Source organism: Ereboglobus sp. PH5-10 (genome assembly GCF_029504735.1).
Lineage (GTDB): Bacteria > Verrucomicrobiota > Verrucomicrobiia > Opitutales > Opitutaceae > Ereboglobus.
Window position 1 is genome coordinate 125307 of the sequence record NZ_JAQFIP010000003.1, and the last position, 26010, is coordinate 151316.

22 protein-coding genes are annotated in these 26010 nt (G+C 61.4%); 7 read left to right on the forward strand and 15 right to left on the reverse strand.

Annotated features, from left to right (window positions below; all coding sequences use genetic code 11):
* Entirely contained in the window at positions 1-2496 is a 2496-nt protein-coding gene (gyrA, locus tag M2447_RS03915) for a DNA gyrase subunit A (RefSeq protein ID WP_277557476.1), read from the forward strand.
* Positions 2497-2876: 380 nt separating this feature from the next.
* On the opposite strand, the gene M2447_RS03920 is transcribed toward gyrA, so the two are convergent.
* The 10 genes from M2447_RS03920 to rpmH all read right to left on the reverse strand — a co-directional run bounded on the left by M2447_RS03920 (position 2877) and on the right by rpmH (position 11723).
* Positions 2877-3635 carry a hypothetical protein gene (locus tag M2447_RS03920; RefSeq protein ID WP_277557477.1) on the reverse strand — a complete coding sequence of 253 codons (759 nt, stop codon included), beginning with the start codon at positions 3633-3635 and terminating at the stop codon, positions 2877-2879.
* 71 nt (positions 3636-3706) lie between these two features.
* Positions 3707-4171 (reverse strand): ribose 5-phosphate isomerase B, encoded by a 465-nt coding sequence (gene rpiB / locus M2447_RS03925; protein ID WP_277509816.1) that lies wholly within the window; start codon positions 4169-4171, stop codon positions 3707-3709.
* Positions 4172-4255: 84 nt separating this feature from the next.
* The gene (ilvB, locus tag M2447_RS03930; protein WP_277557478.1) at positions 4256-6034 is read right to left on the reverse strand and encodes a biosynthetic-type acetolactate synthase large subunit; all 1779 of its coding nucleotides are present in this window, start codon (positions 6032-6034) and stop codon (positions 4256-4258) included.
* A 111-nt stretch (positions 6035-6145) separates the two neighbouring features.
* Positions 6146-7147: an NAD-dependent epimerase/dehydratase family protein gene (locus M2447_RS03935; RefSeq protein WP_277557479.1), complete on the reverse strand. Its 1002-nt coding sequence runs from the start codon at positions 7145-7147 to the stop codon at positions 6146-6148.
* A gap of 12 nt (positions 7148-7159) precedes the next feature.
* Positions 7160-7948, reverse strand: coding sequence for a WecB/TagA/CpsF family glycosyltransferase (locus M2447_RS03940; RefSeq protein WP_277557480.1), 789 nt, complete (start codon positions 7946-7948; stop codon positions 7160-7162).
* A 105-nt stretch (positions 7949-8053) separates the two neighbouring features.
* Positions 8054-8770: a YebC/PmpR family DNA-binding transcriptional regulator gene (locus tag M2447_RS03945; RefSeq protein WP_277557481.1), complete on the reverse strand. Its 717-nt coding sequence runs from the start codon at positions 8768-8770 to the stop codon at positions 8054-8056.
* A gap of 77 nt (positions 8771-8847) precedes the next feature.
* Positions 8848-10668 (reverse strand): membrane protein insertase YidC, encoded by a 1821-nt coding sequence (gene yidC / locus M2447_RS03950; protein WP_277557482.1) that lies wholly within the window; start codon positions 10666-10668, stop codon positions 8848-8850.
* A gap of 47 nt (positions 10669-10715) precedes the next feature.
* Positions 10716-10988, reverse strand: a complete 273-nt coding sequence (yidD, locus tag M2447_RS13710; protein WP_343215365.1) for a membrane protein insertion efficiency factor YidD — start codon at positions 10986-10988, stop codon at positions 10716-10718.
* A 158-nt stretch (positions 10989-11146) separates the two neighbouring features.
* Entirely contained in the window at positions 11147-11533 is a 387-nt protein-coding gene (gene rnpA, locus M2447_RS03960; RefSeq protein ID WP_277509809.1) for a ribonuclease P protein component, read from the reverse strand.
* A 52-nt stretch (positions 11534-11585) separates the two neighbouring features.
* Positions 11586-11723: a 50S ribosomal protein L34 gene (rpmH, locus tag M2447_RS03965; RefSeq protein ID WP_277509807.1), complete on the reverse strand. Its 138-nt coding sequence runs from the start codon at positions 11721-11723 to the stop codon at positions 11586-11588.
* A gap of 113 nt (positions 11724-11836) precedes the next feature.
* On the opposite strand from rpmH, the gene hemG reads away from it, so the two are divergent.
* The gene (gene hemG / locus M2447_RS03970; RefSeq protein WP_277557484.1) at positions 11837-13240 is read left to right on the forward strand and encodes a protoporphyrinogen oxidase; all 1404 of its coding nucleotides are present in this window, start codon (positions 11837-11839) and stop codon (positions 13238-13240) included.
* 25 nt (positions 13241-13265) lie between these two features.
* Here hemG and M2447_RS03975 read toward each other — a convergent pair whose 3' ends face one another.
* Positions 13266-14765 (reverse strand): sigma-54 dependent transcriptional regulator, encoded by a 1500-nt coding sequence (locus tag M2447_RS03975; protein WP_277557485.1) that lies wholly within the window; start codon positions 14763-14765, stop codon positions 13266-13268.
* Positions 14766-14963: 198 nt separating this feature from the next.
* On the opposite strand from M2447_RS03975, the gene M2447_RS03980 reads away from it, so the two are divergent.
* From M2447_RS03980 to M2447_RS04000, 5 genes are all read left to right on the forward strand, one after another.
* On the forward strand, positions 14964-15506 hold the full coding sequence (locus M2447_RS03980; RefSeq protein ID WP_277509803.1) for a hypothetical protein: 543 nt from the start codon (positions 14964-14966) through the stop codon (positions 15504-15506).
* A 59-nt stretch (positions 15507-15565) separates the two neighbouring features.
* Positions 15566-16438: a hypothetical protein gene (locus M2447_RS03985; protein ID WP_277557486.1), complete on the forward strand. Its 873-nt coding sequence runs from the start codon at positions 15566-15568 to the stop codon at positions 16436-16438.
* A 101-nt stretch (positions 16439-16539) separates the two neighbouring features.
* Positions 16540-18318, forward strand: a complete 1779-nt coding sequence (gene argS / locus M2447_RS03990; protein ID WP_277557487.1) for an arginine--tRNA ligase — start codon at positions 16540-16542, stop codon at positions 18316-18318.
* Between the two features lie 82 nt (positions 18319-18400).
* Complete coding sequence (locus tag M2447_RS03995) at positions 18401-19027, forward strand: DUF4339 domain-containing protein (protein WP_277557488.1); 627 nt, start codon at positions 18401-18403, stop codon at positions 19025-19027.
* A gap of 27 nt (positions 19028-19054) precedes the next feature.
* Positions 19055-20707 (forward strand): YhjD/YihY/BrkB family envelope integrity protein, encoded by a 1653-nt coding sequence (locus tag M2447_RS04000; protein WP_277557489.1) that lies wholly within the window; start codon positions 19055-19057, stop codon positions 20705-20707.
* Positions 20708-20847: 140 nt separating this feature from the next.
* Here the strand turns inward: M2447_RS04000 and M2447_RS04005 are convergent, their stop codons facing one another.
* The 4 genes from M2447_RS04005 to M2447_RS04020 all read right to left on the reverse strand — a co-directional run bounded on the left by M2447_RS04005 (position 20848) and on the right by M2447_RS04020 (position 25933).
* The gene (locus M2447_RS04005) at positions 20848-22107 is read right to left on the reverse strand and encodes a 6-phosphofructokinase (protein ID WP_277557490.1); all 1260 of its coding nucleotides are present in this window, start codon (positions 22105-22107) and stop codon (positions 20848-20850) included.
* Positions 22108-22654: 547 nt separating this feature from the next.
* Positions 22655-23692, reverse strand: a complete 1038-nt coding sequence (locus tag M2447_RS04010) for a DUF362 domain-containing protein (RefSeq protein ID WP_277557491.1) — start codon at positions 23690-23692, stop codon at positions 22655-22657.
* A 115-nt stretch (positions 23693-23807) separates the two neighbouring features.
* Entirely contained in the window at positions 23808-24680 is an 873-nt protein-coding gene (locus M2447_RS04015; protein ID WP_277557492.1) for a DUF6599 family protein, read from the reverse strand.
* Positions 24681-24760: 80 nt separating this feature from the next.
* Positions 24761-25933: an aldo/keto reductase gene (locus M2447_RS04020; protein ID WP_277509791.1), complete on the reverse strand. Its 1173-nt coding sequence runs from the start codon at positions 25931-25933 to the stop codon at positions 24761-24763.
* Positions 25934-26010 lie beyond the last annotated feature (77 nt).

A 26010-nucleotide genomic window follows, 5' to 3' on the forward strand; every position in this document is an offset into this window, starting at 1 on the left:
ATGCAAACACCGCCCGACAAACTCTCCACGGCCAACATCACCGACATCATGCAGACGGCATACATCGATTATTCGATGTCGGTCATCATCTCCCGCGCGCTGCCCGACGCCCGCGACGGCCTCAAACCCGTGCAACGCCGCATCCTCTACGCGATGTATCGCCTCGGCCTCCTGCGCAACCGCCCCTTCACCAAATGCGCCAAAGTCGTCGGCGAAGTGCTCGGCAACTACCACCCCCACGGCGACTCCTCCGTCTACGACGCCCTCGTGCGCCTCGCCCAAACCTGGGTCATGCGCTACCCGCTCATCAACCCGCAAGGCAACTTCGGCTCGGTCGATGGCGACGAAGCCGCCGCCTACCGCTACACCGAGTCCCGCCTCGAGCACACCGCCGAAACCATCCTCGCCGACCTCGACGAGGACACCGTCGACTTCGTCCCCAACTTCGACGAAAAAACCACCGAGCCCTCCGTCCTCCCCGCCGGCCTCCCCACCCTCCTCCTCAACGGCTCCACCGGCATCGCCGTGGGCATGACCACCAACATCCCCCCGCACAACCTCCACGAAGTCGCCGCCGCCGCCGCGCTCCTCCTCGACAACCCCTCCACCACCGTTGACGAACTCTGCGACATCATCCAAGGCCCCGACTTCCCCACCGGCGGCGTCATCGCCGGCCGCGAAGGCATCCTCTCCTACCTCAAAACCGGCCGCGGCATCATCCGCGTCCGCGGCAAGGCCCACACCGAGGACAACAAAACCGGCGAGCAAATCGTCATCACCGAAATCCCCTACAACGTAAACCGCGCCAGCCTCGTCACCCGCATCGCCGAACTCGTCACCGAAAAGGAAATCGAGGGCATCCGCGACGTCCGCGACGAATCCGACGCCAACACCCGCATCGTCATCGAACTCAAGCGCGGCGAACAAGCCTCGCCCATCATCAACCAACTCTTCAAAAAAACCGCCCTCGAGTCCTCCTTCGGCGCCATCCTCCTCGCCCTCGACAAAAAGCGCCCCAAGCAAATGAACATCAAGGAACTCCTTGAATGCTTCATCGACCACCGCCGCGAAGTCGTCACCCGCCGCACCCAGTTCCGCCTCAACCAAGCCGAGGCCCGCGCCCACATCCTCGAAGGCTACAAAATCGCCCTCGACAACCTCGACGACTTTGTCCGCATCATCCGCGCCTCCGCCTCGCGCGCCGAGGCCAGGGAAAAACTGATGGCCAAATACCCGCTCACCGAGCGCCAGACCGACGCCATCCTCGAACTGCGCCTCTACCAGCTCACCGGCCTCGAACGCGACAAAATCGAAGCCGAATACCTCGAACTCCTCAAACTCATCGAGGAACTCCGCTCCATCCTCGAAAACGACTACAAACTCCGCGAAGTCATCAAAACCGAACTCCTCGCCCTCAAGGAAAAATTCGGCGACGAACGCAAAACCGAAATCACCGGCGCGCTCGGCGAGTTCCGCATGGAGGACGTCATCCCCAACGAAGGCTGCGTCATCACCGTCTCGCACCTCGGCTTCATCAAGCGCACCCCCGTCGTCGAATACCGCTCGCAAAAACGCGGCGGCAAAGGCGTCATCGGCACCGAGACCTACGCGGACGACTTTGTCGAACGCCTCTTCACCGCCGAGACGCACGACTACATCCTCTTCATCACGACCACCGGCCAGTGCTACGCGAAGAAAGTCTACGAAATCCCCGAGGCCGCCCGCGCCGCGAAAGGCAAGTCCGTGCACTCCTTCCTCATGCTCAAGGAAGGCGAGAAAATCGCCGCCATGCTCTGCACGCCCGATTTCGCCAATGAAAACGCCGCCAACCGCTACCTCGTCATGGCGACCAAGCGCGGCACCATCAAGAAAACGACCCTCGGCGACTACGCCAACGCCACCCGTGAAAACGGCCTCATCGGCATCAACCTCGCCGAAGGCGACACCGTGATCGGCTGCGTGCTCACGACCGGCAAGGACGAACTCATCCTCGTCTCGCACCAAGGCCTCGCCGTGCGCTTCCGCGAAAGCGACGCCGAGACCGGCGAAGTCCTCTTCCGCGCCACCGGCCGCGCCACCGCGGGCGTCACCGGCATGCGCTTCAAGCTCAAGAGCGACTACCTCGAAGTCATCGAAGTGGTTGACCACACCGCGAAGTTCCTCGTCGCCAGTGAAGCCGGCCTCGGCGTGCGCACCCGCTTTGAGGACTACCGCCTCATCAACCGCGGCGGCACGGGCGTGTGGGCGATCGACCTCCCTGAAAAAATCAACCTCGCCGGCGCGTTAAGCGTCCACGACACCGACGAAGTCATGCTCCTGACGGCGAAAGGCCAAAGCATCCGCTGCCCGGTGGACACGATCCGCGAAACCAACCGCGGAGCGAAAGGCGTGAAACTGCTCACCCTCGCCGAAGGCGACACCCTCCTAAGCATCGCCAAGGTCGTCGAGTCCGAGGAAGAGCAGGAAGCCGCCAACGCGGGCGAAGCCGCCGAATAAAAGGCGGGACGGTTTCGCAAAGCCGATACTTCCACCGTTCGCAGACCACCATAGCACACTCAAAAAATTCGTTTAGCGAGAAGGCAGAAGTTTCGTGACTGCCTTTGCACGCCAAAGGCGTGCTACAACTTAGCCCGGGGCGAGTTACACTGCCCCGGGTTTTTGTATTTAAAATTCAGCACCCTGAAGGGGTGCAACACCCGCCACCACATGTTGTCGCGCCCATTCAGGGCGCCGACTTTATATTATCGCACCCCTGGGTTGCGCGCTACGCGCCACACCCAGGGCTAATTTGTATGACGCCTTTGGCGTCGAATATGCGGCCACACCCTCGCCCCCAAACAAACACCAAAAACTATCCTCAATAAGATAATCGACGCCTACAACTTCCCCAGCGCCAGTAGCGCGCGATGCGTTTGCACGGCGGCCTGCAGCAATGAATCCGTTGGAGGTGGTTGTGATTCTGGCGACGACGATTCGCCTTCGGTTTCTTTTTCACCCGGCTTCGCCTGCGAATCAGGGCCCGCCGCATCCGGGGCTTTTTTATCCGCGACCGTTTTTGCCTCCACCTCCGGCTCCGGCAATCCCTGATAGTCGCGCATGAGCGCCGCCTCGTCATAGCGCTTTTTGTCCGGCTGGTGATTGATCAGAGTCGAAACCGCCGCGCCTTTCGCAATCGCCTCGCATGCGCGGCGGTCGTCCTCAACGGAACCCCGCACCTTCACGTCGGCGGGCACGTTGTCGCCGGCCAATGCCATGACCAGCACGCCCTGAGTGTTGTCCGGCAATCCGGCGTTGAGCGTGAACGGAACCGCTGACGACGTGTCGCGATTGATCAACACAAAACGCGCGGCCCGAGTCGCCGGGGACACCGGCGGAACAAGCGCGATTCGCAACGCGCGCACATCGGCCACGCTCGCATCCACTCCGCGCAAATCGACAACCGCCGCCTTGTTTTCCGCGAGCACGGATTTCAGCGCGGGCAAGTCGGCGGCGGGGTTTGTCATGCGAAAATACACAAGCCCCTCGCCAAGATCCTGCGCGCCCGCCTTGTCAGCCGCGCCCGACGCCGCGCAAAATCCGGCCAGCAACAGTGACAGCGCGCCGAGAAGACATTTGCACAAACGATAAAAACTCATGCGGCACAGTGTTTGCGGTTCCTTGAAATTATTCAAGGAACCAGCGTGTGGAGCGAGTAGTTCGCGCGCGATTACGCCTGGCGCATCGCGCGCTCGATTTCAGCCATTCTTTCAACCTTGGGCAGCGAGCGGGCACCCTCGAATTCGGATTCCAGAAAAGCGCGCACAATCATCTTGGCCAGCTCGGGGCCTATCACACGCGCGCCGAGAGTGACGATTTGCGCGTTGTTGCTCTTGCGCGCGCGCTCCGCGGAAAATGTGTCGTGCGCCTGCGCGGCGCGGATACCCGGAACCTTGTTCGCGGTCATGGCCATGCCGATGCCCGTGCCGCACAGCAGCACGCCGCGCTCATGGCGTCCGCTTCGAATCGCCTCGGCCACGGCCAGCGCGATGTCGGGATAAAGCACGGAAACGCCCTCCTCGGAGCCGACGTCCTCGACCTCGTAGCCCAGGCTTTTGATGTGGGCCTTGAGCGTGTTTTTGAGTTCCCAGGCCGCTTCGTCACAGCCGATTACCACGGATTTTTTTTCAGTCATTGTTTTTTGTTTTGGGTTTAAGGAGATTGTTTTGTCGGTTTCGCGCCTGGGCAAAGAGTCTTTCGCGCACGCGAGGTCGAGCGCTTACTTCATGATCATTTCCTTCACCGATTTTCCGGCGGGGATCATCGGCAAAACGTGCTCGCTGTGCGGCACGATCACGTCGAGCAAATACGGGCCGTCATGGTCGAGCATTTCCCGGATCGCATCGCGCAGCTCGCTCTTCTTGATCACGCGGCGCGCCTTCACGCCGAAGCCTTCCGCGATCTGTGTGAAGTTCGGATACAGGCCGCCGATGTTTGTCGGGCTGCCGATATTGTTCACGTCGCCAAGAATCGTCTGCCCGCGGACGCTTTGATAAAAACGGTCCTCCCACTGTGTCACCATGCCAAGGTGCTGGTTGTTCAGGACCATCACCTTGATGTTGATTTTTTCAATGGCCGCGGTGGCGAGTTCCTGAATGTTCATCGTGGTCGAGCCGTCGCCGTCGATGTCGATGACCTGCCTGTCCGGACACGCAACTTTGGCGCCAATCGCCGCGGGCAGGCCGTAACCCATCGCGCCGAGGCCGAGCGAGCTGATGTAGCGGCGCGGTTTTTCGAACGAGTAAAATTGCGCGGCCCACATCTGGTGCTGTCCGACGCCGGTCGCGATGATCGCGTCGCCCTTGCTCAGTTCGTAGAGCGAGGCCACCGCCTCCTGAGGCAAAATGTGCGGGCTGTCCGGATAACTGAACGGATGCTCCTTGCGCCATTCGCGGATTTGCGCAATCCACGCCGCCGTGTCGGGCGCGGCAAACGAGCGCGCGGACATGAGCTTGTTCAGGCGCGTGAGCGCATCCTTGACGTCGGCGCAAACCGGGTAATCAACGCGCTTGTTTTTATTGTGCTCGGAGGCGTCGATGTCGATGTGGATGATCTTGGCGCGCGGAGCAAATCTGTCCGTGTCGCCCGTGATGCGGTCGTCGAAACGCGCGCCGAGGCTGATGAGCAGGTCGCACTGGTCGACGGCCCAGTTGCCATACGCCGAGCCGTGCATGCCGAACCAGCGCGCCGAGAGCGGATGCGTCTCGGGGAACGCGCCGAGGCCCATGAGCGTGGTCGCGACCGGTATTTGCGCGCGCTCGGCAAACGCGAGCAGCTCCTTGTGCGCGCCGGACGAGATGACGCCGCCGCCGACATAGAGCATCGGTTTTTTCGAGGCCGAAACGAGTCCGGCGATTTGTTTCAACTGCGCGTCGCTCGCGGTGTGCTTCAACCCGACAAACGGATTGCGGAACGAAACTGTTTCCGGGAAACGCGGCACGAAGCGCGCCTGTTGCACGTCCTTCGGAATGTCGATGACCACGGGGCCGGGCCGGCCGCTGCGCGCGAGCTCGAACGCCTCCTTGAAGATGCGCGGCAGGTCGGCGACATCGAGCACGAGGTAGGAGTGTTTCACGATCGGCAGTGTCATGCCGAAAAAGTCGGTTTCCTGAAACGCGCTCTTGCCGATGTATTTTGAAAAAACCTGACCGGTGATGGCGACGAGCGGGATCGAGTCCATGAACGCGTCGGCGATGCCGGAGACGAGGTTGGTGGCGCCGGGGCCGCTGGTGGCCATGCACACGCCGACCTTGCCGGACGCGCGCGCGTAGCCGCCCGCCGCGAACGCGCCGCCCTGCTCATGACGGGGAAGGATGACGCGCAGCTTTTTGTTGCGCGCGAACGCCTGGTGCAACTCGAGCGCCGCGCCGCCGGGATACGCGAAGACGACACCGACCTTTTCGCGCAGAAGGCATTCGACGACGCAATCGGCGCCGTTCATTTCACGCGGGGCGGTTTTTGTCGCGGTGGCGGATGAGCGTTTGGCTGTCTTTTTCATAAATAAAAGTGGTCCGGAAAAACGTAAAATAAAGTCCGTCGTCCGCGGAGGATGCAAGAATGGAAAGCGACCGGGGAGTTGCGCGTGCCGCGGGACGGCGGCAAGCCCGCGTCAATGGAGATTCACGCGCGACGCTTTTCCCTCGCGCCCGGCGCGCATCATTTCGTCGTAAATCCAGCGGTAAGTTTGCTCCATGCCGTCGCGCAGGCGCGTCGACGGTTCCCAGCCGAACAGCGACTTGATGCGCGTGTTGTCGCTGTTGCGCCCGTTCACGCCCTTGGGCGCGCCGGGGTTGTATTTTCGCGCGAGCTTCACGCCCGCGATTTCCTCAACGATGCCGACAAGGCCGTTTATCGACACGAGTTCCGAGCTTCCGATGTTGAGCGGCTCGGCGCAGTCGCCGCCCATGAGCAACAGCGTGCCTTTTATGCAATCGTCGATGTAGGTGAAACTGCGCGTCTGGCTGCCGTCGCCCCAGATTTCGATTTCATGCCTGCCGGTGCGCACCGCCTCGATCACCTTGCGGCAAATCGCGGCGGGAGCCTTCTCGCGGCCACCGTCATAGGTGCCGTGCGGCCCGTAAACATTGTGATAACGCGCCACGCGAGCGACCACGCCGAAATCCTCGTCGAAGTGGCGGCACATGCGCTCACTGAATAGTTTCTCCCATCCGTAGCCGTCCTCCGGCATCGCCGGATATGCGTCGGCCTCCGTCAGCGGCGTCACGTCCGTGCTCTTTTGTTTGTCGGCATTGTAAACACAGGCTGACGACGAGAAGAAAAAACGTCCCGCGCCGCAATCGCGCGCGGCCACAAGCAGGTGTGTGTTGATCAAGACGCTCAACATGCACAGCGCCTTGTTGTTTTCGATGAACCCCATGCCGCCCATGTCCGCGGCCAGATTATACACCTCGTCGTATCCGCGCACCGCCTCGGCGCAGGCGTCGCGCAACTGCAAGTCCAGGGTCCGCGACTCCGCGGCGTCATGAATTTGGCACCACGCCTCGACGGGCTTTTTATCCACGGCCCCGACCTTGTGCCCCAAGTCGAGCAAGGCCTTTACCAAATGCCCGCCGATGAATCCCCCGGCGCCGCAGACCAGTATCTTTTTCATATGCGAAATTGCTTACCCTTTGCGCAGCGTTTCCTCAAGAGGATATCTTTTCAGCCCGAGCAACTGGAGCGTCACCCTGAGCACGAACAGCGGATTGTTTATCAAGTAGCGACGCCAAAGCCGGCGCGGCTCCATGCACAGCCGGAAAAACCATTCCAGCCCGCAACGCCGCATCCAGCGAGGAGCCTGCCGCGCGCGACCCGACAAAAAGTCAAACGCCGCGCCCACGCCAAGCAACACCGTGCCCGACCCGGCGATGCGCGGGGCGAATTGCGCCATGAATTTTTCCTGCTTCGGCGCGCCCAACCCGACCCAAAAAAAGCGCGGCTTGAGCATGTTCACGCGCGCGGCCAGCACGGCGAGTTCCGCCGGGTCGAGCTCGCGAAACGGCGGCGTCTTGACGCCCGCGACTTTCAATCCCGGAAAACGCGCGCCGAGTTTTTCCGCCAGCAACCCGGCCGTGCCCTCGCCGCCTCCGTAGAAAAAATGCGTGAGCCCGTCCTCCACGCCCGCCTCGCAGAGCGCAAGCATCAGGTCGGGCCCGTAGACGCGCCCGATGTCCCCGCCCGCGCGCCATTTTGCCAGCCAGACCAGCGGCATGCCGTCGGTCGTGTTCAAGAATGCGTCGTTGAGGATGCGTTTGAATCCGGCGTCCCGTTGCGCCTCCGAAACCCCATGCACTCCCGTCACACACACATACCCGCCCCGCCCCGCGCGCGCGGCATCAAGCAGCAGCGTGGTGGCGACGCGCAGGTTCATGGCGCTGACGCCCACGCCGAGCACATTGACTTTTGGAGGCATTTCCACGGCCAATTGAAAAAACGCAAACAACGGCGCCGCGCAATGGGATTTCGCCCGGCGCGCATGCGCGGATTTTCCGCCCGGCGCAAGAAGGCGGCAGCGCGCTTACTCCTCGTTCGAAAACACACTCTGCACGTCGTCGATTTCGTCGAGGGCGTCGTGCAGCTTTTGGAGCGACTCGGCGACCGCCGCGTCGATCGCCACCGTGTTGTTCGGTATGTAGGCGATTTCGGCGGAGTCGGGTTTGATGCCCGCCTGCTCCAGCGCTTGCGAAACTTTGTCGAACGCGGGGATCGGACAGCGCACTTCGTGGCCTTCCTCGGTCGTGATGATGTCGTCCGCGCCGGCGTCGAGCGCCACTTCCATGAGCTGGTCCTCGGTTGTCTTGTCCTTCGCGATCAGGAACTGGCCGGCGTGGGTGAAATTGAACGCCACCGCGCCCGCGCCGGCGAGGTTGCCGCCGTATCGGGAAAACACGCTGCGCACATCGGCCGCGGCGCGGTTCTTATTGTCCGTGGTCACCTTGACGATCATCGCCACGCCGCCGGGGCCGTAGCCTTCGTAGGTGGCGTCCTCGTAGGAAACGCCGGGAAGCTCGCCCGTGCCTTTCTTGATGGCGCGGTCGATGTTGTCATTGGGCATGTTGGCGTCGCGCGCCTTCAGGAGGATGGTGCGCAGGCGGGGGTTTGCGTCGGGGTCGCCGCCGCCGGCTTTGGCGGCAAGAGTCAGATCGCGCGAGATGCGGGAAAAGATTTTGCCTCGTTTGGCGTCAATCGCGCCCTTGAAGTGCTTGAGTTTGGCCCATTTACTGTGTCCTGCCATGGCGGGGGAATGTTGGATTAGGGTGAGTGGTGATTCTCGAATGATGAAATGTTATCGGGTGAATGTGAAGCCCGTGTTTATTTTTTCTTCGGGGGCGTCACGTTTTTCATCGGGCGCTTGCCCTTTGCCGCGGGCGCGGGGGCGGGGGCGGGTTCCTTGTCCTTCATGCGGTTGACGACGAGTTGCTGGCAGATGGTGAACAGGCCGTTGACCGTCGAGTAGAGCGCGAGCGCGCAGGAGAAGTTGTAGAAGAAGACAATGAACATGAGCGGCATGAACTTCATTATCTTGACCTGCATGTTGTCCACGCTGGGAGAAGGCGTGAGGCGCATCTGGATCATCATCGTGGCGCCCATGAGGATCGGCATGATGTTGATCGGAAAATTCAGCCAGGGAAGGCGCGCGATGGTGTCGGGCGCGGAAAGGTCGCTCGCCCACAGGAAGCTCTGGAAGCGGAGTTCGGCGGTGCTTTGAAGCATGAAGAAAAACGCGACAAAGAGCGGCATCGTGATGAAGATCGGCAGGCAGCCGCCGAGCGGATTCACCCGGTGCTTCTTGAAGAGCTCCATCGTGGCCTGGTTGAGCTTTTGCGGGTTGTCCTTAAATTTCTCGCGGATGGCCTGCATCTCGGGCTGCACTTTTTGCATGCGCTTGGCGGAGCGCGACGCGGAGAGCGTGAAGGGCAGCGTCACGAACTTGAGCATCAGCGTCATCATGATGATGGCGATGCCCCACTGGCCGACAAAGCTGTGCATGAAAACCATGAGCCGGTTCATGATCGGCGAGAAAAAGCCGCTGAGCATGATCGTCCGGTAAAAGCCGCTGCTGAATTGCAGCACCTCGTCCTCGTTTTTCTTGGAGACTTTGGAGAACGAGCGGATGCGGGTGTATTCCTTCGGGCCGCCGTAATAGTTGAAGCCGAGCGTGGTCTCGGCGTTGGGCGCGAGCGCGGGCACGTCGAACGCCGCGCTCACGGTGAGGCCAACGGCGGGCGTGGTCATGCCGCGGAGCGGCGGCAGCTCGATGCGGCGCGTGATCATGCCGCGTCCGGGCTGGTCGGGCGTGAGCAGGCCGGTGAAGAACTGGTTGCTCACGGAGGCCCAGACAATCTGCTCCGGCGAGCTGACGTAGGGGACCGGGGCGCTGGCCCCGAAGCCGAGGAAGCCGCTGCCGCCGGCGAGCTTGGAGCGCTCGATGAACTTCGATTTCTCGCCGTTGTTGTATCCACTGGTCAAATACATGCCGTTGTCGCGCTCGTTGACGGGCGACGCCGTGCCGATGTTGAAGGAAAACGCCGGCATGGGCACGGCCTCACCGGTGAGATTGCGGAGCGTGAGCTCGTGGCGGATGATGTAGGGATCGCCCGCGGCCTCGGGCGCGCCGGTGGGCACGATTGTGTAGCGGCGCAGCACCTCGATGCGGTTTTCAAAAACCGTGCGGTAAACAACCTCGGTGGCCGATTGCGAAACGAGTTCGTAGGACACATGGCGGTCGAGTTTTTTCGACGTGAACGCGTCGGTCGTGAACGCGAAGATCGGGTCGGCGTGGCTGCCGTTGAAAACGAAGGGTTCGTCGCTGCTTTTTTCGGCGGCGTATTTTTTGAAGGCAATGTCCTCAAGCGCGCCGCCGAAGTTGGTGAAGCGCGCCTGGATGTAGTCGTTCGAAAGCGTCACGTAGCGCGCGTCTTCGTAGGCGGAGGCAACCGGGGCGAAGGTCGCGTTGCTCTGCACGCCGGGCGCGGAGGGCGGCACGGCGGAACCGGGCGCGCCGGCGGGCGCGGATTGCTGCGCGGGCGGCGGCGGTTGCTGGCGCGGTGTGTTGCGCGAGCCCGTGTATTGCATGAGCCCGAATGCGGCGACCAGCAGCACTATGCCGATGAGGAGGTTTTTTTTATCCATTATACGAACGTTTTTTGGGAGAGAGTGTTTGGTTTTGTGAGAAAAATTCAGGCGACGCGCTCGCAACGGAGCCGGCGGCGCGGCGCGGGTGGAGGCACCGGGTCAAGACCGCCCGCGCTCAACGGCGAGCAACGCAACAGCCGCCACGCCGCCAGCGCGAGTCCGCGCAGCAAACCGTGCGCGCGGAGCGCCTCGGCGGCATAACACGAGCAAGTGGGATGAAACCGGCACCCAAACGCGGAGCCCGCAACCACGTGCAGCGCGGGCGAAATGACGCGCTGGTAAACGGCGATCAAAAACAAAGGAGCGGCGATCTCCAGGCCGCCGGACGGGGCGCGACGCACCCCGCCATCCGATTCCGAAACCATCGACATCTCCAGTCCCTGACCCTCAAGCCGTGCGAGGCCTTGCCGCGTCCGGCGGCCTGGAGACCGCCGCTCCGTGCGCAAGCGTTCTTTGTTCGATTGCATGGTTTTGTTCACGGTTTGGTTTCGGTTGGTTGTTTCTGAAAAGCCCTGCGGCAGGCGTCGGCAAATTTTTGCCCGATCACTGAAAAATCCGTTTTGTTAAGCGAGCGGCGGGCGACGAGCAGGATGTCGTGTCCGGGCGGAACGAGTTGCTGGTTTTGGCGGAAAACCTCGCGCAGCCGGCGCTTGGCGCGCGCGCGGGCAACGGCATTTCCAACCGCCGCGTAAGAGGCGACCACTCCGACGCGAACAACCGGCGGCGCGGTTTCGGAAGCGTCGGCGTCCGGACGTTTGTAATGCCAAAACGCAAAGCCGCCGCATTCGAAGCGGCGGCCTTTTTCCCGCAAACTGCGGAAGTCGCGTTGCCGCCGCACATGTTGTTCGGGGCGGAAACGCATGATGCCGGCAAGTTAAGTCGCGTTGGATATCGAGATGAGGGACGCGACGGAATCAAACCACGGTCAGGCGTTTGCGGCCGACGCGGCGGCGATTGGCGAGGACTTTGCGGCCACCCTTGGTGGCCTTGCGCGCGCGGAAACCGATCTGGCGGGCGCGCTTCTTGCGATGTGGACGGAATGTAGGTTGCATGATTAGTCGAAAAGGGTGAAAGGTGACCGGACAATGCGGCGGGTGTAAAGCGGAAATATGTTTTTTTGTTGCGCGCCCCCCAAAGCGTCCCGTGCATTACCCCTCCACGCAAAATGAGCAACCAGTCCATCGCCGTCGTGGGCGGAGGCATCACGGGACTCGCCGCCGCCCACCATCTCGCCAGTGAAAACCGCCGCGTCCGCCTTTTCGAGGCGTCGGGGCAGCTCGGCGGCTCCATTCGCAGCGAACGCACGCCGGAGGGCTGGCTCATCGAAACCGGCCCCAACACCGTGCTGGACAAGACAAACGAGTTCAAGCGCTACCTCGACATCCCCGGGCTCGCCCAAAGCCGCCTGCGCCCCGACCCGCTCGCCAAAAAACGCTTCATCGTGCGCAACGGAAAACTCATGGCGCTGCCCACATCGGCGTTCGGCGCGGCCACCACGAGGATTGTTTCGTTCAACCTAAAATGGCGCATCGCGCGCGACTTTTTCTTTTCGCGCCCGCGAAACCGCACGGAGGATCTCCCGCTCTCCGAACTCGCGCGCGAGCACTACGGGGACGAATTTATCGATTACGCGCTCAACCCCATGGTCGCGGGCATCTACGCGGGCGATCCGGAAAAACTCTCCGCGCGCCACGCCATGCCCTTCATTTGGGACGCGGAGCGCTCGCACGGCTCGATCGTCCGCGGACAAATCGCCCAGATGCGCGCCCGCCGCAAGGCCGGCATCCCGAAGGCCGAAATGCTTTCGTTCCAAAACGGCCTGCAGGAATTGCCCGACGCGCTCGCCGCGCAACTGCCAAACTCGGCCCTCGAAACCGGCGCGCGCATCGAATCAATCTCGCGCTGTGAAAGCAGTGGCGCGTCCGAACCGCGCTGGCTCGTCCGCTGGATGCGCGACGGCGCCGCGCAAACGGAAACATTCTCCAAGGTGCTGCTCGCCATCCCGCCCCACGCGCTCGCCCCGTTGCAAATCGCGCCCGATGCCGCGCGCCCCGGCGAATTCTTTGCACCGCTCGCCGGGCTCGGCGAAATCGCCTCGCCGCCGCTCGCCTCGCTTTTCCTTGGCTACAAGCGCGAGCAAATCGCGCATCCGCTCGACGGATTTGGCGCGCTCGTGCCGGAAGTCGAGAAGCTGCCGTTCCTCGGCGTGCTGTTCAGCAGCAGCCTCTTCGCAGGGCGCACCCCGCCGGGGCACGCGGCGCTCACCGTGATGATCGGCGGCACGCGCCAGCCGGGACTCGCAAGCTTGGGCGAGCAACAGCTTGTCGACCTTGTGAGCCCGCCGCTTGGAAAACTGCTCGGCATTCAGGGCGCGCCCGTCTTCCAGAAACTCACCACGCACCAGCGCGCGATTCCGCAATACAACGTCGGCCATGAAAAATACCTGTCGTTGATCGACGAATTTGAGCGAGCGCACCCCGGCCTGGTCGTCGCCGGCAATGTTCGCGACGGCATCGCCGTCCCCGCGTGCGTCGCCTCCGGCGTAAAACGCGCCGGGACGGTCATGTGACGCAGGCCGGCTGTCCGCGACAGCGCTACGGTTTCAGCCCGTATTCATCGAGCCGTTTGCGCAAAGTGGCGCGCGTGATGCCAAGTTTTTCGGACGCGCGCGCAGTGTTTCCGTTTTCGGCCTTGAACACGCGAATTATCATTTCGCGTTCCAACCGCGCGAGAATGGGCCCGCCGGATTCGGAAAGGGTTTCGCGCAGGAAATCGAGAGCGCGCCCGGTTGTGAGCGAGGGCTCGGATTTGTTTGTTGAGGACGCCGCTGTTGTCGCGGGTTCGGACGCAGGAGCGCCGGAGTGTGTTTCATCCCGCACTTCTCCCACGGCGTCGCGCACTTCCTGCGGCAGGTCTTTCAGGAGGATTGTGTCGCCCTGGGCGATGACGGCGCTGCGATAGATTGTGTTTTCGAGTTCGCGCACATTGCCCGGCCAGCGATGGCGGGTGAGCACGGACATCGCCTCGGGGGAAACCTTGCGCGCGCGGGTCTTTTTTTGGCGGGCGAGGTTTTGCACGCAAAAATCGACGAGTGGCGGAATGTCGTCCGGACGGGCGCGAAGCGCGGGAATGCGTATGCGCACGACGTTGAGGCGGTGGTAGAGATCATCGCGAAATGTTTTTTCGCGGATCATGGCATCGATGTCCTTGTTCGTGGCGGCGAGGATGCGAACGTCGACCTTGATGGTTTCGCCGCCGCCGACGCGCTGGATTTCGCCCTGCTGGAGCACGCGAAGGATTTTCGCCTGCGTGGCCGGGGCCATGTCGCCGATTTCGTCGAGAAAGATCGTGCCGCCGTCGCAGAGCTCGAACTTGCCGATGCGCTGGTTGGTCGCGCCGGTGAAGGAGCCTTTTTCATGGCCGAAGAGTTCGCTCTCGATGAGGTTGTCGGGAATCGCGGCGCAATTGACGGCGATGAAGGGCTTTGGGGCGCGGCGGCTGTGCTTCCAAATGGAGCGCGCGACGAGTTCCTTGCCGGTGCCGCTTTCGCCGGTGATCATCACGGTGACGTCGCTGGCGGTGACTTGCCCGATGAGCTTGAACACGTCCCGCATGGGTTGCGAGCCGCCGACGATGCCCTCCTTAAAATCGTCTCTGGTGATGGCGGGTTTGTAATCGCTCGCGGCGCGGGTGTCGGCGCGGGCCTTGAGCGCGTTTTCGGCAAGCGCGAGCACCTTCTGCGGATCGAAGGGTTTCATGATGTAATCAAACGCGCCGTATTTCATGGCCTCGATGGCGGTTTGCGCGGTGCCGAAGGCGGTCATGAGAATGACCATTTGCCGCGGATTTACGGAGCGGATGTGCTGGAGCGCCTCGATGCCGCTCATGCCCCCCATGCGCACATCGAGAAAGACAAGGGCGGGCGGGGATTTTTTGACGATGTCGACACCCTGCTCGCCGCTGGCGGCCTCGACGATGTTGTAGTTGCGCGAGGAAAGCACGCGGGAGAGGGAATAACGCACCTCGGAATCATCGTCGATGAGAAGTATGACGGGGGGCGCGGATGAGCTGGCGGCGGCGGAGTTTTCAGGCATGGCGGTTTCGGACGATTGCAAATGACACCGGCCCGCGCGGTTAGTCAAATTGTCCAACGCCGTTTGGCGCAATAATAAGCGCAATTGCTGCAAGTTCAGATCAGTTTTACGATTTCTTGGGCGTGGAAAATGCCGCGTATTTTTCATCCGCGCATTTTTTCCTTCCTTGGCAAGGACGAAGCGGGCAAAGAACACGCCATGAAAAAACCACTACTCAACAAGTGTTTTGCGGGCCTGACCGCGGGATTTGCGATACTGGCGCTGACCGGCTGTCCGAGCGGGAACTCGACAAAGAAGGTCGTTGGCACGGTGACGAAAAAAACCGTCGAAACAGCCAAGGGCGTTTTCTCCGGCATCTCCGAGGGCATTGACGAGGGACGCAAACAAACCACGGGCGTGGACGGTGCGAGCGTGGCAACGACCTTTGCCGAAATGCAAGGCAAGGTGAGCTTCGAGATTCTGAGCGTGGAGGACGACGAGACGCGGGGCGCGGTGATCGTGACACTCGGCCTGGCAAACGAAACGGACGCGCCAATCCGTGTGAGCGGACTCGCGGCATCCGACCAAGTCATGCTTCTCGACAAGTCCGGTTATGTCGCCCGTGTGCAGCGCGCGCCGACGAACGTCACGATTCCCGCGATGGCGAAGGAAAAGGCCCGGCTTGAGTTCACCGGCAAGGCTGCGGATTTTGCGACCCTGCGCCTGCTCGGCGGCGAAGTGTCGCTAAACGAACGGGAATAAGCGGAGCGCAATCCACCCGCCTCCGGAACAATACGCTCTCAATCTCCGCAACAACCCACATGAACGCGTCCCCTTCCTTCGTTCGGCGGCGTTGCGGGGTTTTCACCAAAATCACAATCGGGCTGGCGGCGATTGCGACCCTGGGTTTGCCGGAGGGGACACTGCGCGCGGCAAAGGGCGACATTGATGTGCTCGTGGCGCCGGACCGCACCGCCGAGGGGAAAAACTTTGTGCCGCCGACCGCGGAAAAACCCCGTCATTGCATCATACACTCGGCGGGGCCGATGGAGCTGGGCGCGGTTTACGCGGGCGAAAAAATTCCGAGGGAGGAGGAGGTCGCGCCGCACGTGAAGAAGGCGCTCGCATCGCAGCACTACCTCGAAATCGACAAGGACCATCCGGAGCCGTCGCTGCTCATAGTTTACAGCTGGGGCAGCATCAACGCCGACGAAACGGAGTTGGGCGAAGAGGGGGGAACCGCCACGACTCAACGCCACACGGCGGAGATGCTGGGCATCGTCAGCACGAACAAAATGGACCTGCGCCCCCACAGCTTTGACCGCAAACACAACCTGCCGGACTTGAGCGAAGGACGTTACTTCATTCTTTTCGGCGCATACGACTATGCGGCGCTGAAAGCCGGCAAGCCCCGCCGCCAGACAATGCTGTGGCGCACGCGCCTGAGCATTTACAACACGGGCCGCGGCTCGGCGCCGCTCGCCGAGGCGATACCGCGAATGTTGGAAGTCGGCGCAAGCTCGTTTGGCGCGGACGGCTACCCGGTCGAACTGCGCAACAAGCTCAAAAAGGGCAAGGTCACGCTTGGCGAGGCCGAGGTTGTGGAATACGTCATCTCCGGCACCGACGTGAAACCCGCGCCAAGGAATAAAACGAATCCAAAGGCCCCGAAGAAATCGAAAAATGCCAAGTAGGGAAAATCCCGGCGGGTTGGGTTTGGGGATTTTATTACCGTGGGGATTTCCGCGGATTTTTCTAGTTGCCGCCCCGCCCTTCCTGCCCGTCTTTTAAACGCATGCACGTTTCGTTCAATATCGCGGCGGATATCGACGCCGCCATGAAAACCGCCGTCGCCGCCTCAGGCATCGACGCGGGCGACTTCGCGCCCGATGTCCGCACCGCCGATCCGCGCCACGGCGACTTTCAGGCCAACGGCGTCCTCGCCTTCGCAAAACGCAACAAACAAAACCCGCGCGCACTCGCCGAAAAAATCATCGCCGCGCTCCCCGGCGAAACCAAAGCCCGCTTCGACACCGCCATCGCCGGCCCCGGATTCATCAACTTCACGCTCAAGCCCGCCGCGCTCGCCGACTGGCTCAACACTTACGACTCCATCCAAAAACTTTCGGCCGGCGCCTCGTCCGCCTACGCGGGGCAGACATGGGTCGTCGATTATTCCTCGCCCAACACCGCCAAGCAAATGCACGTCGGCCATCTGCGCTCGGCCGTGATCGGCGAGGCGATTTGCCGGCTGCTTGAGTTTAGCGGCGCAAAAGTAATCCGCGACAACCACCTCGGCGACTGGGGCACGCAGTTCGGAAAACTCATCTACGGTTACAAGCGCTGGCTCGACAAGGACGCCCTCGCGCGCGATCCGATCTCCGAGCTCGAGCGCCTCTACAAACTCGGCAACGAAGCCACGCCCGACGGCTCGCCCGAACTCGAGGAGGCGCGCCAGGAACTCGTGAAACTCCAGCGCGGCGACTACGACAGCCTCGAACTCTGGAAACTGTTCTCCGAGGTCAGCAAAAAAGCCTTCGACGAAATCTACAAGCAGCTCGCCATCAAGTTCGACCACTACCTCGGCGAAAGTTTCTACAACGACAAACTCCAACCCGTGCTCGACGAGCTCCAAAAACTCGGGCTCGCCGAGGAGAGCCAGGGCGCGCTCGTCGTTTTCCATCCCGAGCACCCGCGCTTCGCGAAACAGCCATTCATCATCCGCAAAAGCGACGGCGCGTCGAACTACGCCACCACCGACCTCGCCACCATGCTCTACCGCGTCGAGCATTTCCACGCCGACGGCATCGTGATCCTCACCGACTTCCGCCAGTCCGACCACTTCGAGCAGCTCGCGCTCACCGCCGAAAAATGGTTCGCCAAAACCGGACGCCGCATGCCCCGGTTCGCCCACGTCACATTCGGCGCCGTGCTCGGCGAAAACAACAAGCCGCTCAAAACCCGCGACGGCGACACGATCAAGCTGAAGGATCTCCTTGGCGAGGCCGAGGAACGCGCCCACGCCATCGTGAGCGAGAAAAACGCGAGCCGCCCCAAGGCCGAGCAATTCACCGACGAGGAATGCCGCGCCATTGCGCACCACGTCGGCATCGGCGCCGTGCAATACGCCGACCTCTCGCAAAACCGCTCCAGCGACTACCTCTTTTCGTGGGACAAAATGCTCTCCCTCGACGGTAACACCGCGCCGTATCTTCTCTACGCGATCGCGCGCATCCACAGCATTTTCCGCAAGGCCGGCATCGAGCCGGAAGCCCTGGCCGCGATCGAAAAGGAGGCCGCGCCGCTTGAGACACCCACCGAGCTCGCCCTTGCGCGCAAACTCGTGAAGTTTCCCGACGCGCTTCGCCTCGCCACCGACACGCTCCGCCCGCATTTCCTCGCGCTCTATCTCTACGAGCTCGCGGGCGATTACAGCGCTTTCAACAACGCGGACAAAGTGCTCGTTGACGACGCGCCGGTTCGCGCCCGCCGCCTGCTTCTTTGCGCGCGCACCCAGCTCACGCTCAACACCGGCCTGAACCTCCTCGGCGTGCGCACGCTCAAGCGCATGTAGCACAAACTGCCAATCCTGCATTTTTGCCGATTCCCCTTCCCTTCCGAACCACGAGCAAACTTGGCGGTCTGCGCCACAAAGAATGCCTCCTTCCCAGCACGAGTATTACATCCGCCAGCCATCCGACACCGACGCGCGCGGACCGTTCACGATTGAACAACTTTCCCGGCTCGCCGAATCGGGCGGGCTTAATTCGAGCACGCTCCACTTCGACGCCAACACCGACCAGTGGATATCGCTGTTCGAGGTGCCCGAACTGGCCGCGTTGCTGCCCAAAAACACCGCGAAAAATCCGGCACCTCCCGCGGCTTCGTCTCCGCTCGCGGCGAAACTCACCGTCGTTCTCCTCGCGGGCAGCGCGCTCGCGCTGTTGCTCCCCATGCTCAAAAGCGTGGACGCGCTCAATGCGAACGCCCTCCTGCAATATCCATGCTTCTGGCTCGGCGCGCTCGACCTTTTGATGGCGTTGTGCTGCGGCGTGTTTGGCGTGCGATTCTTCCGTTTCGTCCGCGTTCGCACGGGACTCGGGCTCGGTTTTCTGGGCGCGCTTTTTTGGCTGCAAGCGAACACCGGCGCGCTTGTTGCCGCGTTGATCGCGTCGGTCTGTCTCTGGCTGGCAACAACATGCGCCGCTCCGCGCGCGCTCATCGCAAACACAATCGCAGGCTTGGCAGCGCTCGCAGCGCTCGCATATTGTCTGCTCACGTAAATGCGGCCCCGGGCCGCGCCCACCAATATGATGCGCTCACTCATACTCCTCAAAAACCGCGCCGTCTCCCTCTACACAAAGGAAATCTGGCAGTCCACGCACATGGGGGAAAAATCCCTGCGCGGCTGGGCTTACGCGCTCCTGCGCGTCATCTCGATCACGATCACCGGCACGCTGGCCACGCGCTCGTTTGCGCGCGCCGCCGCCCTGAGCTTCACCACGCTGCTCAGCCTCGGGCCGCTCATCGCGCTTGCGGTAATGGTCGCCGGCTTTGTGCTCAAGGACCAGGATCCCGACATGATCGCGAACAAACTCAACGACGCGATCAAGTTCGTCGCGCCGCAGGTCGATCACTACGAGGAAATCCGCCAGCAAAACCGCCGCAATGGGCGCGCCAGAAACTCCGCCGAGCGCCCCGGCACCCAAACACAATCCAACGCCGCATCGCCCGCCCCGGCGCCTTCGGCGCCCGCGCCATCCTCCGCCGTCACGGCTGCTGAAAAAACATCCACAGCACCATCCACCCCCGCGCAACCCGACACAGCGCAACGCAAGGTTCGCCCCGAAATCGTCCGCCTCATCAACAACTTTATCACCAACGCCCGCTCCGGCACCATCGGCGGCATCAGCGCGATCACTCTGATCACGATTGTGATTTTTCTCTTCGGCGCGATCGAGGATGTGTTCAACGACATTTGGGGCGTGCGACGAACGCGCTCGTGGCTCACGCGCGTCGTGTTTTATTGGACGATTCTCACGCTTGGCACGATCATCTTTTCGGTCGCCATCACCACGCTCTCGGCGGCGACTTTCGAGAACTTCTTCCGCGAAAAAATCCCCTTTGGTGCGCAGATGATCGCCGCCGCAAATTTTGTCATGCCCGCGGTCATCGCCGTGCTCGCGCTTGGGGCGCTCACTCTTTTTTACCGCTTCATTCCCAACACGCGCGTGTATTGGCGCGCGGCGCTCGCCGGCTCCATCACCATGTCGGTGCTGCTCGTCGGCAACAACCTGATCGCATTCGCATATTTTCGCCGCATCGAAATCACGCAAAGCCTCTACGGCTCGCTCGGCGTGCTGCCCGTGCTCATGCTCGGGCTGTATGTGTTCTGGATGATTGTGCTGATCGGCGGGCAGGTCAGCTACGCGGTGCAAAACGTGCATTTCCGCAACAGCCAGATCGCCTGGGGCACGCTGTCGTTCACCCGGCGCGAACGCCTCACGCTCATCGTGCTGCTCACCATCGCGCGGCGTTTCCAGGCGTGCATGCCGCCGTGCACCGTTTCGCAACTCGGCGACACGATCAAGGCGCCCGCGCAAATTCTGAACGAATGCCTCAACCGCTTGAAGGATCTCGGGCTGATCTCGGCCGTGCCGCCGCCGGCCAAACGCGAGGCGGCGTCGGACTATCTGTATCAACCGGCGCGGCCGCTCAACCGCATCACGCTCGGCGAGTTCAAGGAGCTCTTTGAGAACATCGGCGAGGATCCCTCGGGCATGCTGCTCGACAGCATTGATCCCGTGAGCGCGCAGTATCATGCCGCGATTAAGGCGATAAATCGCGAGCCGGTTTTCACCAAGACGCTCGAGCAGCTTTTCGCCGAAAACCCGATTGACGGCACACACCCGCCCTTCGCATTCGGCGAAAAACTCAAGCCGGCCCAAGGCGGAACAACTTGAACCGGCATGAATCGACTTGAGTCGATTCAAGTCGATTTACGTTGAAACGGAACGAGCCGGGACAACCACACGCAAAAAAAGCGCCGCAAAACGCGGCGCTTTGAGAGAGAATTAAGTGTGCGTGCGTGTTTGCCGCCGGCTCAGATTTCGTATGCGGGGAGCGCTTTGTCCACGCGCACTTTTTCGAGTTTCACGAAGGCGGGCAGGCCGTTTTCGTAGGGAACGACCGTTTCGCCCTGGATGAGCGGCTGCGCGTAGCGGATGAACTGGTTGCTCATGCTCACGCCGTCCTCGTTGATCCACTCGCGGGGGAGTTTCTTCACGCCGTTGGCGATGTCGCCAAGCGGGGCGAGTCCGGTTTCGCAGCTGTAGTGGTCGGTGTCGCCACGCAGGAGCGTGACCATTTTGTCGGTCTCGCCTTCGACGACGGCGGCTTTGACCGCGGCTTGCCCCGCGAGATAGGCCTCGTCGGCATCGGCTTTCGAACCACCAATGACCGCGGCGCGCTGCGCCATGCCGAGCTTGACGGTGCGGCATTTCACGGTCGGGAAGTTTTGTTCGACAAGACCCTTCAGGTAATCGGCCGCGCCACCGAGCTGGGCATGGCCGAAGGCGTCGGTTTTGTCATCGGCGGAAACGTAGTTGCCGTCGGCGTCGATGAGGCCCTCGCCCACGACAATCATGCAGTATTTTTCGCGCTTGAGAACGCGTTGCACGTCGCCAACGAACTTCTCTGTCGAGAAGGCGACCTCGGGCAAATAGATGAGGTGCGGGGGATCATTGGGCTGGTCGCGACGCTTGGCGAGCGCGGCGCCGGCGGCAATCCAGCCCGCGTTGCGACCCATGACCTCGATGATTTGCACGAGGTCGTGCTGGCCCATGGCCTCGTTGTCGCAGGCAACCTGGCGAACGGTGGAGCAGATGTGCTTGATGACGGAACCGTAGCCGGGGCAATGGTCGGTGACGGGCAGGTCGTTGTCGATGGTCTTGGGAATGCCGATGACGCGCAGGTCGTAGTTTTGCTCTTGGGCGAGCTTGGAAATTTTGTCGGCGGTGTCCTGCGAGTCGTTGCCGCCCGCGTAGAAGAAGTAGCGGATGTTGTGCGCCTTGAAGACCTCGAGAACGCGCTCGAAATCCTGCTGTTTCTTGAGCTTGTAGCGGCAGGTGCCGAGCGCGGCGCCGGGCGTGTAACGGAGGCCGCGGATGACCTGTTGCGATTCGGAGGCGAGGTCGACGAAATCCTCATTAAGGATGCCGAGCACGCCGTTGAGCGTGCCATAGATTTCCTCGATGCACTCATGGTTGAGTGCTTCGGAGACGACTCCGGCTACGCTGGCGTTGATAACGGCGGTGGGGCCTCCTGACTGGCCCACCAAGACATTTCCTACAAGTTCGGCCATGGTGTTGTGCGATGTGATTTTGGTTGTTTGGGTGCTGATAAATTTGTGTGAAGGTCAAAAGAAGTAACTGTGCCCGCTTGCTGGCAAATCAATTCTAAGGGAAGCCCAAAAGAACCTGCCGTTTCGAGGCGAGCGGGCTTGCCGTCTGGGTGGAGGCATAAAAGAAACTGTTTCGGTGAAACAGCCCCGCCAGGATTTGAAACACCGCGCGCCTCCCCAAGGCCAGACACCCGCCGACTAAAAAAACGCCTTCGCCTTTCACGAGGCGTTCATGAAATCAGGCGACATGCGCAATACGAAACGGCGGAACGCTCATCCCCAACGGGGATGAGTCCCTTAGCCCGGGTTGGTGCGAGCCGCGAGCGCCTACCCCGGGTGCCATGAGAAAGATACCGCAACCCCGTTGGGGTTGTTTGTCATATTCACCATACCCAAGGTAGCTCGCTGCGCTCGCAACCTTGGGCTAGAGGACGGAAGCCCGTTGGGCTTCAAGCAATGTCCCTTTTATTTCGCACTCCTTGATAATCTCGCGCTAAAGCGCGACCGCTCATTTGTCCACATTGATCACGCGCTCCGGGGTGATGCGCGTGGAGCCGACGCCGAGCGTTTCGGCAAAACCGAGCGTGTGAATGTCCTCGGACACCGCGCGGAAGCCGTTGCGTTCGCGCCAGCGGTTGATGCGCTCCAAAACCATCGAGTCGAGCGCCACCGGGTCGCTGCTCAACCAAAGCACCGGCTCCGACACCGTGTAGAGCGAGTTAAAATACGGCCCGCCGATGTATTGGTAGTGCTCCAGGCTCGCAATCGTGAGCGCCCACGTCTGGCGGAGCTCGGGGATCGCGCTCATCTCGGCGACCGCCGCGGGCGCGTTGGCCGGACTGCGGAAAAAGCGCGCCGTGTTGCTCGCGTTCCAGAGCGTCGCGTTCACCAGCGAGCCGTTGATGCCGAGAATCGGATGGTCGGTGAACACCGGCAGGTTGATCCAAAAATCCGCGTCGAGAAAGAGCGGCGTGGCGAGGAAGCTCTTGCGGTCCTGCTCCTTGGTCGTGTTCGGGTTTTGATCCTCCACGCTTTTCTCCGCAAAAATCGAATCGAAGCGCGACGGCAGCGGGCTGTCGTAAAACCAAACCGGATCGTAATACCGGCCCGACTCCAGCACGTAAACCGGGTGCCCCTTGAACGGATAATCTCCTTGCGCGTATGCCGGCAGGTATCCGGTCATGCGCAGGCGCAGCTGGTTCAACCCGACAATGAAAATACCCTCCGTTTCAAATCCGCGCCTTTCCATCGCGGCAATAACCGCCTTCACCAGCGCGATCGGCGTGGCCATGCCAGGCCCCGAGTCCGTGTAGATTTTGAGCCCTACTTTTTTCTTCGGTCCCGGCGCGAGTTTGCGCCCCGTGGACGCCTCGTATTTCGAGAGCAGCAGCTCGACCTTCGCGTCATAGGCGCCCGCGTCGAACTTGGGCAGCCCGGCCTCCCATACGGGAGTCGGCCCTTGCGCCGCCGGCGTGTCGGCCGCGCGCGCAAATGCCGCAACGGCCAGTGTCGTTGTGAAAAGCAGGATCGCTCTGAAAAATCGCATGAGAAAAAATAAGTCGCCTACCGGGAGGAAAAGTTTCGTGAATTAACGCTTAATGCCAGAATGCATTTGGGGTTAAAAGGGAAATCGCATGCACAGGGGGCGCGCCTCCGGCCTTCTACTTCACGGCTTCCGCAAGCCGCGCCAAAAGCGCGCTCGCATCAATGTCGGCGCCGCTGTCGTTGGTGATGCCGAAGATGTATTGGCCGCGCCAGAGCATCGGGATGTCGCCGTTGAAGCGGTCGGGCATCACAAACGCGCCTTCTTGGGGCGCGGATTTCTGCCGGTTGAATTTTGCGTAGTCGCCGAGCAGCTTTTCGATCCCCGCCTTTGTTTTTCCGTCTATGATAAACATGGCATAGTCCTTCCCGTTTTTGTCATAGGTGGCGCTCCATGCGGGGAGCATGAATTTGTGTCCGAGGAAACTGTCAACGATGTAGGTCTCCGAGAGCGCCCGTTTGTTCTTCCGCGGAAACGCCTTCAGGATTGCGGGAAGCGCGGCGGCGGGGTCAATTTTGGCGGCGAGCGTGCGCGCGACTTTTTCCATCATGACCGGGGTTTCCGGACTTTCGTCGGAGGTCGTCACTTTCACATACATGCTGCCGGATAGAAAATGAACCAGGCCGGCGGCGCGATAACCCTCAGCGCCAATTTGGAGGAAGGCTGGCCCCGGCGAGCGTTCGGCGGAGTATATGGCAAAGGCGTCAAACGGCGTGGCGTGGCGATACATTTGCAGCGTCACGTATTTGTCCGTGCCGTCCTTTGTGTAATCGACGGAGGTCATCTCGGCAAAGTTGCACTTCAGATACCCCTCGGCCGCGCCGTTGATGCGGTCGAAAAGATTATCACCGGTGAAAACCTCAACTTGCTTGGAAATCGTCCAGCCGTCGATTTTCGGCAGCATGGCGACGAGTTCCCTCGGGGTTTGGGCGAATGTGAGCGCGGCGAAAACGACGGGAAAAACGAATAGTGCGAGGATGATTTTTTTCATGGTATGAATAAGCCCCATGCGACCGGCGGGATGAACGGGACAAACGGGACGGGATGAACGCGGTGTTTTGCGCGATTTGGCTACACCAAAAACTCGTCGGGCACGTTGCGAATGCGGGAGATGTCGCGGATTTTTTCGGCAACGAGAAACCCGGAGCGGCAGTTGACGGTGCAGGTTTCGCAATCGCCGCAGGGATTGTCGGGCAGGCCGAGCTCGGTGATGGTTTCCTTGGCGAGGCCGGGCTGGCGATAGCCGTGCGCATACATGTAGGCGCGCATGAGGTCGGGGATCGGCAGATTTTGAGGGCACTGGCCGTCGCATCCGTGGCATTGCGTGCAGTAGAGTGAGGCGACTTTTTTGCCGCCGTCGATGAACGCCTTTTCCTCGGGCGTGTAGGCGAGACTGGCGGCGGATTCGAGGCACACGTCGAGTTCGTCGAAGTTTGTGTAGCCGGGAATCGCCGTGGTCACGTTTTTATCCCGCAACGCCCACTTGAGCGCGGCGGACACGTTTATGTCTTTCGCGCCGGCCATTGTTTTCATCGCGACGATGCCGATGCCGGCGGCGGCGGCGCGCGCGATGGCGGATTTTATATCGAGGCTTTGCTGCTTCTTGAAATTATACGCCGTGAGCACGACCTCGTAAAACTTCCCCTTGATGACGGCGTCGATGACCTCGGGCTCCTTGTCGTGCGTGGAGACGCCGCAATGCTTGATGCGCCCCTGTTTTTTCAAGGTTCGCATGACATTGTGGATCGGTTCGTGAAGCACGGCCTTCCCGGAGTTGACCCCGTGGAGATAAAGGATGTCCACGTATTCAAGCCCGAGGCGCTCCATGCTCGTGTTGAACTTTTCCATGAAAATATCCGGGGCGTTGTCGTTGAAGATTTCCCGGCGGACGCCGACTTTCGTCGCAATGACAAACTGGTCGCGCGGCACGCCCTTGAGCACCTTGCCGAGCATGGTTTCGTTGTTACCGCGCTGGTAACTGTGCGCCGTGTCGAAATGCACGACGCCGTTGCGCAGGGCCGCCCTGACGAGGTTGGGATTGTCGGCTCTCATCACGCCCATGCTGAGGACGGGGAGCTTGATGCCGGTTTTGCCAAGGGGGCGAACCTCGAACTTCGGCGGCTGCGGCGCGACGGTTTTTTCACCGGCTGAAGGTTGCGCGCGCAGCGCGGATGACAGAATCAGGCCCGCGCCTCCGGTTGCGGCATGACTGAGAAAACGACGGCGGTTTATGTTTTTTTTCATAATGCTTATGAACGGGGTGATTTTATTGGAGTTGTTTTTACCCGCGACGTTTTTTGGTCTGCGCCCGCGAGTCCGCT